10 protein-coding genes are annotated in these 9,718 nt (G+C 73.5%); all 10 read right to left on the bottom strand.

Annotation, left to right across the window (positions count from 1 at the left end):
- The coding region (locus tag RBH18_RS26600) for a sulfurtransferase (RefSeq protein WP_306212521.1) at positions 1-551 on the bottom strand (551 nt) is incomplete at its 3' end.
- Positions 548-1,465, bottom strand: coding sequence for an ABC transporter substrate-binding protein (locus RBH18_RS26595; RefSeq protein WP_306212520.1), 918 nt, complete (start codon positions 1,463-1,465; stop codon positions 548-550). The genes RBH18_RS26595 and RBH18_RS26600, both read right to left, overlap by 4 nt.
- Complete coding sequence (locus RBH18_RS26590; RefSeq protein WP_306212518.1) at positions 1,462-2,205, bottom strand: ABC transporter ATP-binding protein; 744 nt, start codon at positions 2,203-2,205, stop codon at positions 1,462-1,464. The genes RBH18_RS26595 and RBH18_RS26590 overlap by 4 nt, the downstream gene beginning before the upstream one ends.
- Positions 2,198-2,956 carry an ABC transporter permease gene (locus tag RBH18_RS26585; RefSeq protein ID WP_306212516.1) on the bottom strand — a complete coding sequence of 253 codons (759 nt, stop codon included), beginning with the start codon at positions 2,954-2,956 and terminating at the stop codon, positions 2,198-2,200. Before RBH18_RS26585 ends, RBH18_RS26590 begins: the two co-directional genes overlap by 8 nt.
- Positions 2,953-3,966, bottom strand: a complete 1,014-nt coding sequence (locus RBH18_RS26580) for an ABC transporter substrate-binding protein (protein ID WP_306212514.1) — start codon at positions 3,964-3,966, stop codon at positions 2,953-2,955. The genes RBH18_RS26585 and RBH18_RS26580 overlap by 4 nt, the downstream gene beginning before the upstream one ends.
- A gap of 99 nt (positions 3,967-4,065) precedes the next feature.
- Entirely contained in the window at positions 4,066-5,289 is a 1,224-nt protein-coding gene (locus tag RBH18_RS26575; RefSeq protein WP_306212513.1) for a threonine synthase, read from the bottom strand.
- 48 nt (positions 5,290-5,337) lie between these two features.
- Positions 5,338-6,276, bottom strand: coding sequence for an alpha/beta hydrolase (locus RBH18_RS26570; RefSeq protein ID WP_306212511.1), 939 nt, complete (start codon positions 6,274-6,276; stop codon positions 5,338-5,340).
- A gap of 9 nt (positions 6,277-6,285) precedes the next feature.
- Positions 6,286-7,218, bottom strand: a complete 933-nt coding sequence (locus RBH18_RS26565) for an NADP-dependent oxidoreductase (RefSeq protein ID WP_306212509.1) — start codon at positions 7,216-7,218, stop codon at positions 6,286-6,288.
- 63 nt (positions 7,219-7,281) lie between these two features.
- Positions 7,282-8,136 (bottom strand): MmyB family transcriptional regulator, encoded by an 855-nt coding sequence (locus RBH18_RS26560; protein ID WP_306212507.1) that lies wholly within the window; start codon positions 8,134-8,136, stop codon positions 7,282-7,284.
- A 21-nt stretch (positions 8,137-8,157) separates the two neighbouring features.
- Positions 8,158-9,624 carry a GGDEF domain-containing protein gene (locus RBH18_RS26555; RefSeq protein WP_306212505.1) on the bottom strand — a complete coding sequence of 489 codons (1,467 nt, stop codon included), beginning with the start codon at positions 9,622-9,624 and terminating at the stop codon, positions 8,158-8,160.
- Between the last annotated feature and the right edge of the window lie 94 nt (positions 9,625-9,718).

Genomic DNA, 9,718 nt, shown 5'->3' with positions numbered 1-9,718 from the left:
CGATACGCCGGCGGGTTCAGGGCGCAGGTCACCGTGGCGGCGTTCGTACCGTCGAGAAAGCCGGACAGATCCCGCAGCGTGACCCAGCGCCCGGCCCGGGGACGCGGGGTGACGGTGCCGTGCCCGGGGTCCGCGGGGCCCGACGCGACCGGCAGGCCCGCGGCTCGCCAGGCGGCCAGGCCGCCGTCGAGAACCCGCGCGGGCACGCCGATCCAGTCCAGCAGCCACCACAGGCGAGCCGCCCACAGCCCGCCGGCCCGGTCGTAGACGACCACCGGGGTGCCGTCCGAGACGCCGAGCCCGCCCAGCGCGGCGGCCAGCCGCTCGGGCGACGGGTGCGCGAAGTGGTGGCCGGCGTCCGGGTCGCTCAGCTCGTGCAGCAGGTCGGCGTGCCGGGACCCCGGAAGGTGCTCGCGCTCCCAGCCCGCGTGGCCGGACGCCGCGGCGTGGTCACCGTCGAACCGGGGCGCGGCCAGCTCGACAGTCGCGTCCAGGACGGTCACGTCCGGCAGCGCTGCCAGCTCGGCGGCCCGGATCAGGGGCGAGGTCATCGCACGGCCCGGTCGTGGCCCGGCCACACGGCGTCGCGCCAGTCGAAGCCGGCGGGCAGGATGGCGTTCGCGGCCAGCCACTCGGTGTAGGGCTGCATCAGCTCGGGCCGCACCTCGCCCCAGCGGCCGTCGTGCCACCAGGTCGGCGCGATCAGGCCGAGGGAGCGCGCCAGCAGAGCCCGCGGGAAGTACGGGATCACCCGGTCCAGCACGGCGAGGGTGCCGGCCGGGTCGTCGGTGGCGGCCCGGTAACCGCGCTCGGTGACGTCGAGGAACGTCCGGATCAGATCGTCGCGGCCGGCCAGTGCGGGCCCGGTGCCGAGCAGGTAGCTGTGATAGGGCGGCGCACCGATCTCGTCGACCGGCCACACCACGTGCTCCTCGCCGGGCAGCTGGGCGAAGAGCGCGTCCCACGCCCAGTAGCCGCCGAACGTGGCGTCGACCTGGCCGGCGGCGATGTCGTCGGCGCTCAGCTCGCGGTGCCCGCTGTCGACGAGGAGCACCGCGTCCGGGTCGCCGCCGTCCGCGGCCACCAGGTGCCGGACCATGGCGACGCCGCGCGGGGTGGGGTTGAGGGCGAGCCGGCGCCCGGCCAGGTCCCGGGGGCGGGTGATGCCGCGCCCGGCGACGGTCTGGACGGTCTCCAGGCCCCGGTGGTTGACGGCGGCGACGGCCCGCAGCGGCTCGCCGGCGGCCCGGCGCACGAGCAGCCGGTTGGTCGGGAAGACGCCGAGGTGGGCCTCGCCTCGGCGCAGGTGTTCCAGCGTGTCGCCGCGCAGGGCGTCGAAGACGCTGAGCTCGACGTCCAGGCCGGCGTCGCGGTACCAGCCGTTCGCGCTGGCGACGTACAGGCCGGCGGCGTTGGTCCAGGGGTGGAAGTACTCCAGCATCACGCGGACGTGGGTGAGGGTCATGGGGTTCTCGCAGTCAGGCTGTCGGTGAGCCGGCGTCGCAGGCGCACGAAGGCGGGGTCGTCGACGACCTCGGGGCGGCGCGGGCGGGCGAAGGGCACCTCGACGCGGTCCAGCACGGTGGCCGGGCGGGAGGTGAAGACGTACACGGTGTCGGCGAGGAGCAGCGCCTCCTCGATGTTGTGGGTGACGAAGAGGACCGCCCGCCTGTTCTGCTCCCAGATGTCGAGCAGCCAGCGGTGCATCTCGGCGCGCAGCATCGCGTCGAGGGCGCTGAACGGCTCGTCGAGGCAGAGCAGCGGGTGCTCGGCGAGCAGGGCCCGCAGGAACGCGACCCGCTGCTGCATGCCGCCGGAGAGCTCGTACGGATAGGAGCGGGCGAAGCCGTCCAGCCCGACCTTGGCGAGCCACTCCCGCGCGAGCGCCCGGGACCGGCCGGCGCCGCTGATCTCGCGGGCCACGAGCACGTTGTCCTCGATCGTGCGCCACGGCAGCAGCGCCGGCGCCTGCGGCATGTAGCCGATCAGCCCGCGCCGTACCGGCTCGCCGCCCACCGTGATGCCGCCGGCGGACGGGGTGAGCAGGCCGCCGATGAGGTGGAACAGCGTGCTCTTGCCGCTGCCGGAGGGCCCGACGATCGCGGCGAATTCCCCCGCCTCCACGCGCAGCGAGATGTCGTCGAGGACCCGGAGCTCCCCGTACGCGTGGGAGAGCCCCGTCACCTCCAGGGCCGGCTCAGTCACTGGTCTTCCTCTCCGGGGCGCGGCCCTTGACGGTCACCTTCTCCAGCAGCAGCACGAGGCCGAAGACGAGCAGCGCGAGCAGCACGACGATCGCGATGGCCACGAAGAGCCGGTCGGCGCGGAACGCGGACTTCTGCACGAGCATGTAGCGCCCGATCCCGGTCTCGCTGCCCATCCACTCCGAGACGATGGCGCCGAAGACGCTGTACGTGGCCGCGATCTTGAGCCCCGAGAACAGCGACGGCAGCGCGCCCGGCCACTGCAGCATCGTGAACAGCTGCCGCCGGTCCGCCCCGCTCATCAGCAGGAAGTCGGCGATCAGCGGGTCGCTGCGGCGCAGCCCGTCGAGCGTGGCCACCGCGACGGGGAAGAAGCACACCAGGACGATCACCACGAGCTTCGGTGCCAGCCCGAAGCCGAGCCACACCACCAGCAGCGGGGCGATCGCGATGGTCGGGATGTTCTGGCTGACCACCAGCAGCGGGTAGACCGCGGCGCGCAGCAGCGGCACCAGGTGCAGCACGACGGCCGTGACGATGCCGGTCGCCACGCCCGCGGCGAGCCCGAGCACGGTCAGCCAGGTGGTCGCCCAGGCGTTGGTCAGCAGCACGTCCCGCTGGTCGGCTGCGGCGTCCACGATGTCCGCCGGGCTCGGCAACAACCAGGAGTCGACCCCGGAGATCGAGGTGTACGCCTGCCAGGCCGCCAGGATCGCGACGACCGCGACGACCGGGGCGATGCGGCGCGTCACGCCTTCGGGAGGAAGTCGTTGGAGTACGCCTTCGACGCGTCGACCTCGGTGGAGATGACCTTCTGGTCGTAGAGCCACTTCGAGAAGCCGGTCCAGATCTCCGGCTTCTGCTCGCCCCAGCGCGCCGCGTCGTCCTGGTAGCGCGGGCTGAGCCACTCCTGACTCTTCTGCACCAGGTCGGCGTCGAGGTCCGGGGCGGCCTTCAGCAGGATGCCGGCGGACTCGGCCGGGTTCTTCGCCGCGTACGTGTACCCCTCCGACGCCGCGGCCACGAACGACCTCACCAGCTCCGGGTCGCCGCTGATCCGCTTCTCGTTGGTGATCAGGATCGGGGTGTAGAAGTCCAGCTCGGGCGCGTAGTCCTTGACGTACTGGATGTTCACGGGCTGGTCGAGCAGCTCGGCCTTGACGCCGTCCCAGCCGTAGTAGATCCACTCGAAGTCGATGCCCTTCTTCGTGGCGGCGAAGAAGTCGGCGTCGCCCACGTTGACGCTCCTGATCGTGGCCGGGTCGCCGCCGTCGGCCTTGACGATGGTCTTGAGCAGCGGCTCCTCGACCGGGCCGCCGTAGCCGCCGTAGGTCTTGCCGGCGTACTGGGCGGGCCGGGTCAGGTTGCGGTCCTTCGGCGACGCGAAGCCCGAGGTGTTGTGCTGGATCACCGCGGCCACGCTGACCAGCGGGGCGCCCTCGGCCCGGGCCTGGGTCAGGGCCTCCTGCGCGCTCACGGCGAAGGGCACCTTGTCGGCGGCGACGAGCGCGGACGCGTCGGCGTCACCGGGCTGCACGAGCTCGACCTCGAGCCCGTGCGCCCGGAAGAAGCCCTTGCTCTGGGCCACGTACAGGCCGGTGTGGTTGGTGTTGGGGGTCCAGTCGAGGGCGACCTGGATCTTCGTCAGGCCGCCGGCCGCCGCGTCCCCGTCATCGTCGCCGCCGCAGGCCGCCGTGGCGAGCACGACGGCGGATGCCACGAACGCGGCCAGGGTGCGGCGCCGGGTGAGGGGGGTGTGCATGAAAGGTCTCCCGAAGTGTGGTCACGCGGCCGTTGATCATGGCCGCCACCAGGAGAACCTAGGGATGCATCAGCCCCGGGACCACACTTGTCCCACATATCAGACCGACTTAATAGGTATTACGCCGTCCACGGGGAGGACAGGGGCGTCGACCTCCACCGTTTCGGGGTATTTCAGGCCCGTACCCGTGTTGAGGATCACCACCCGCTCGCCCGCGCCGATCCACCCCGCCTGGCGCAGGTCGCGCGCCGCCGCCAGGCACGCCGCCCCCTCCGGGCAGATGAAGGTGCCCTCGTCCGCGGCCACCCGGCGCTGCTCGGCCAGCAGGTCGGCGTCGCTGACCGCGACCGCCGTGCCGGACGTCTCCCGCACCGCGCGCAGCACGAGGAAGTCGCCGAGCGCCTTGGGCACCGTGATCCCGAAGGCCACGGTCCGCGCGTCCGGGAACGGCTCGCTCACCTCGGCCCCCTCCCGGAACGCCTTGACGATCGGCGCGCACCCCTCGGCCTGCACGGCGACCAGCCGCGGCAGCCGGTCGCCGATCCAGCCCAGGTCCCGCAGCTCCAGCAGCGCCTTCCAGATGCCGATCAGCCCGACGCCGCCGCCGGCCGGATAGAGGATGACGTCCGGCATCTCCCAGCCCAGCTGCTCGGCGATCTCGTACCCCATCGTCTTCTTGCCCTCGAGCCGGTAGGGCTCCTTGAGCGTCGACACCTCCTGCCAGCCCGGCCGCTGCTTCACCGCCGCCGCCACCAGCCGCCCGGCGTCCCCGATCAGCCCGTCCACCAGGTAGAGCTCCCCGCCGGCCACGGCGACCTCCTTGCGGGTGATCTCCGGCGCGGCGACGGGCATCGCGATCAGGCTCGGCAGCCCGGCCCGCGCCGCGTAGAGCGCCCACGCCGCCCCCGCGTTCCCGTTGGTCGGCATGGCCACCCCGGCGACACCCAGCTCCACGGCGCGCGACACCCCCGCCGCGGCCCCGCGCGCCTTGAACGTGCCGGTCGGCACCAGGCCCTCGTCCTTCAGCAGCAGATCCGGTACGCCGATCCGGGCCCCGTAGCGGGGCAACGGCACCAGCGGCGTCATGACCTCCCCGAGCGAGACGACCGCGTCCGGCGAGGACACGGGCAGCATCTCGTGATAGCGCCACATTGACGCCGGCCGTCCCGCGAGCGCCTCCTTGGTGAACGTCTTCGCCGCCAGCTCCAAGTCGTAGCGGGCGAGCAACGGCACCCCGGCGGCGCTCACCCCCTGCACCCGATCGGCGTCGTAGCGCTCGCCGGTCCGCGAGCATTCCAGATGACTGAGGGCGGAGTACGTCATGATCGCCACCCTACGTCTCCCGTAGGAGAGGATCCGCCGACGGCGCGGTCAGAGGGACTTGAGGACCCGGACGCGGTCGGCGATGGCGCGCCGGGCGAGGTCGGACTTGAAGGCGATCGAGTCGAACTCGTGCGGGGCGCCGGGGTGGAGGTGGAACTCGACCGGGACGCCGGCCCGGCTCAGCTTGGCGGCGTACGCGAGGTCCTCGTCGCGGAACACGTCGAGCTGGCCGACCTCGATGTAGGCCGGGGGGAGGTCCGTGGCGTCCTCGAGGCGGGCCGGGGCGGCGGTGGCCGGGACGCCGGGTCCGCCCGCCGCGTCGCCGAGAAGGGCCGGCCAGGCGGTGCGGCTGTCGTCGTACGACCAGAGGAGGTACGGCTCGATGTGCGGGTCGGGGGTGGCGACGCGGTCGTCGAGCATCGGCATGAGCAGCAGCTGGTGGGCGATGGCGGGGCCGCCGCGGTCGCGGGCCAGGATGGCCAGGGCCGCTGCCATGCCGCCGCCGGCGCTGTCGCCCAGCACCGCGATGCGGGCGCGGTCGAGGCCCCACTCGGGGGCCCGGTCGTGCAGCCAGGCCAGGGCGGCGTACGCGTCCTCGAGCGGCGTCGGGAACGGGAACTCGGGCGCGCGGCGGTACTCCACCGACAGCATCGGCACGCCGGAGGCCGACACGTAACGAGCGACCGGGCCGTCGAACAGGTCGATGTGGCCGAAGATGTAGCCGCCGCCGTGGAAGAAGAGCGCGGCCGGCCCGGGTGTCGCGCCGTCCTTGGCGTACCAGCGCACCTTGATGTGCTCGCCGTCGGCGGTGGTGACGATGTGGTCGGTGAGGGTGACGTCGGCGGGCATGGGCTGGGCGGCGCTCGCGGCACCGATGATCGGTTCCCATACGGCACGCCGGCCGGCGATGTCGCCCGCCGCCGGGGGTGTGAACCCGGCCATCGGGGCCAGCGCCTCGGCGATCTGGGGGTCGAGGGAGAGAGACATGGGAGCTCCTCAGGCCGCGGCGACGAGGACGACGGTCTTGCCCGGGCCGGCCTCGGCGTGCACCGCGGGCAGGCCGGCCAGCGGCACCCGGCGGGCGACCTCGACGCGCAGCTCGCCGGTGCTGACGCGGGCGGCCAGGTCGGCGAGCTGGTCGGCGTCGCTGCGGACGAACAGGTCGATGCCGCGTACGCCGCGCTTCTCGTCGGACGGTGCGGGCATCCACACAGTGGTGTTCACGAGGGCCCCGCCGTCGCGGATCAGCGGGACCAGCGCGGCCAGCTGCTCCGGGGTGACCGGCGCGAGGTTGACCACGAGGTCGACCGGCTCGCGCACCGCCGCGGTCACGTCGGTGGTGGTGTGGTCGATCACCTCGTCGGCCCCCGCGGCCTCGACGCCCGGGGCGCTGGCCGGGGAGGCCGTGGCGATCACGTGCGCACCCGCCTCCTTGGCCAGCTGGACGGCGTACCCGCCGACCGCGCCGCCCGCGCCGTTGATCAGCACCCGCTGGCCGGCGGTCAGCTTGCCGTGGTCGAACAGCGCCTGCCAGGCGGTCAGGCCCACCAGCGGGAGGGCCGCCGCGTCGGCGAGCGGGATGGTCCTGGGTGCCCCGGTCAGGATCTCGGCCGGCGCGATCACGTACTCCGCGGCCGCCCCGGTCCCCGTCATCGGCAGGAAGCCGATGACCTGGTCGCCGACCGCGATGTCGGTCACGCCCTCGCCGAGCGCGTCGACCGTGCCGGCGACGTCGAGGCCGGGGGTGTGGGGCAGCTCGACCGGGATCGGGCCCTGCATGAACCCCGCGCGGATGTTGCCGTCGACGCCGTTGAACGACGTCGCGGCGACGCGGATCCGGACCTGACCGGCGCCGGGGGCGGGCTGCTCGACGTCCTCGTAGCGCAGGACCTCGGGACCGCCGAACTCGTGGAAACGTACTGCCTTCATCGCTGGACCCGCTTTCGGAGTGGTTGCCGGTGACGCCACTCAACCTCGCAGGTTCCGGCGTGATCATCCTGGGCCGGTCTGGCCCACCCTCGTGATGGCCGGCTCCCCGGCGGCTTCGACGATCTCGGCGAGCCGGGCCGCGTCGGCCGAGCCCGGCGCCGCGGTGAGCATCAGCGCCGCCAGGTCGTCGCCCGGGATGGCGAGGAGGCTGCCGACGAGCGTGACAGCGGTGCCGTCCGGGTGGACGAAGTCGGCACTGCTCTCGTACGCCGCGACCGGTCGTGGCGTACGCCACAGGGTGTCGAACAGGCGGCTGCGGCTGCGCAACTCGTCCACCAGCGCGGCGAGCGACGCGTCGGCGGGGTAGCGCAACCGCGCGCTCCGCAGCTGAGCGACGAGGATCGCCTGATGGTCGGTGGCGTCGGCCGCGGACTGCTGGAAGGCGCTGAACGGCGTGCAGAAGGTCCGCCAGGCGATGTTCCACTCCCACGGCTCGCCGAGGGGCTCCCAGTGCCCGAGGGCCAGGAACGGGCCGTTGACGGCGACCAGGTTCATCGCCGCGTCGGAGACGAACATCGGGGTGTCCGTGAACCGTTCCAGCAGCCGCATCGCGCCCGGGCCGACCTCGTTCGGCACCTGACCGTCCGCGGCGGCATACCCGGCCAGCGCGGACAGCCGCTCGTAGTCGGCCCGCCCGGCCCGCAGCGCCCGGGCGATGGCCTTCACCACGCCGGCCGACGGGTGGCTGCGCCCCTGCTCCAACCGGCGTACGTAGTCGGCGGACATCCCGGCGAGCTCGCCGAGCTCCTCACGCCGCAGCCCCCGCACCCGCCGGCGACCGGCCGGCAGTCCGACACTCTCCGGGGCCGTGCTCTCCCGCAACTGGCGTACGGCGGCCCCGAACTCGTGACTCTCCACGGGCCCAGTGTGCCCGAGCAGTCAATGCGCGGCCGGGGCGAGCCGGGGGCCGGCCGCGGCGACCTGGTCGCGGCCGCCCTCCTTGGCGGCGTAGAGGGCATGGTCGGCGGCGTGGACGAGGGCGTCGATGTCCGTGCACGGGCGGGGCATGCCGGCCACGCCGACCGAGACGGTGACCTGGTGGTGGTTGTCCGCGCCGACGGCGATCGGGGCGGCGGCGATGCCACGGCGGACGCGTTCGCCGACCATGGCGGTCTCGTCGAGGCCGGCGCCGGGCAGGACCACGGCGAACTCCTCGCCGCCGTAGCGGGCCACGATGTCGCCGGGGCGGACCAGGCCGCGCAGGCGGCTCGCGACCTCGATGAGGACCTGGTCGCCGCCGTGGTGGCCGTAGGCGTCGTTGACCGCCTTGAAGTGGTCGACGTCCAGCAGCAGCAGGCCGACCGGGCGGCCGGAGCGCTGGTGCCGGGCGTGCTCGGTGCGCAGCGTCTCGTTGAGGTAGCGGCGGGTGTGCAGGCCGGTGAGGCTGTCGGTGATGGCGGCGGCGCGCTGGGCCTTGACCAGGCCGGCCATGCGGGCCAGCACCAGCAGGAACAACAGGTCGCACACGATCGTCGCCGCCACGACGGGGGTGTCGTTGCCGCGCAGATGCTGGGTCAGCACGGTGGTGGGGGCGAGCAGGGCGGACACCGCCAGCACGACGAGGCGGGCCGGGGTGGCGTCCGGCGTGGCGACGGGCGCGGGCGCGATCATCGTCCGCAGGGAGGGGTGCAGCAGACCGGCGGCGAACGCGAACCCTGTCGTCATCCACACCGCGTCGAGATAGTTCGCGACCTGGTAGGTGCCGTCGAGGCTCTGCACGCTGTACGCGGTGTCGGCGTAGAGGACCCCGCCGAGGTAGACGCCGAAGAGCCGCAGCGAGACGGTCCGGCGCCCCGCCCCGAGCAGCAGGCGCGCACCGGTCGCGATGAGCATGAGGTCGCCCACCGGGTACGCGACCGAGACGAGCGTGGGCAGGTCCCCGGCGCCCACCTCCAGGGTCGGCTCGATGACCAGGGCGTAGACCAGGTAGCCCGTGCCGACCGCCACGGTGGCCGCGTCCACGGCGCTGGCGAGGTTCCAGCCGGGCGTGCGCCGCCGGACGATGCCGAGCAGGCCGGCGGCGAGCAGCGGGTACGCGGCCAGATACCCCACGTCCGCGATGCTCGGGTACGGGACGTCGCCCGACGACAACGCCAGGAAGTAGAAGCTGACGTCGGCGGCGACGGAGGAGAAGGCGCTGGCGGAGACGAGCAGCAGCGGGATGCGTACCGTGGGATGGGTCTTGGCCGCGACGGCGGCCGCCACGGTGACGGTGAGGTTCGCGGCGGCGTAGACGGCGGACTGCGCGACCGCGTAGTCCGGGCCGAGGGTCACCAGCCAGTAGTAGAGCGCGATCGCCAGGGGTGCTGCGCCCAGGCACAGCTGCCAGGCAGGGGCTCTTCTCACCGCCTCAGCGTGCGAGGCGCCGGTGCGGGACGCGGGTCCCGCACCGGTGCCGGTGCGTTGCAGCTCGCCAGGAGCGCGGGCAGGTGCGTTGCAG

It is taken from the genome of Actinoplanes oryzae, from assembly GCF_030757795.1.
Classification (GTDB): domain Bacteria; phylum Actinomycetota; class Actinomycetes; order Mycobacteriales; family Micromonosporaceae; genus Actinoplanes.
This window is presented reverse-complemented; position numbering and strand designations above follow the sequence as displayed.

Coding starts and splice junctions, on each gene's coding strand:
- RBH18_RS26595 (WP_306212520.1), bottom strand. CDS start 1,465: ATGACCCTCACCCACGTCCGCGTGATGCTGGAGTACTTCCACCCCTGG.
- RBH18_RS26580 (WP_306212514.1), bottom strand. CDS start 3,966: ATGCACACCCCCCTCACCCGGCGCCGCACCCTGGCCGCGTTCGTGGCA.
- RBH18_RS26575 (WP_306212513.1), bottom strand. CDS start 5,289: ATGACGTACTCCGCCCTCAGTCATCTGGAATGCTCGCGGACCGGCGAG.
- RBH18_RS26570 (WP_306212511.1), bottom strand. CDS start 6,276: ATGTCTCTCTCCCTCGACCCCCAGATCGCCGAGGCGCTGGCCCCGATG.
- RBH18_RS26565 (WP_306212509.1), bottom strand. CDS start 7,218: ATGAAGGCAGTACGTTTCCACGAGTTCGGCGGTCCCGAGGTCCTGCGC.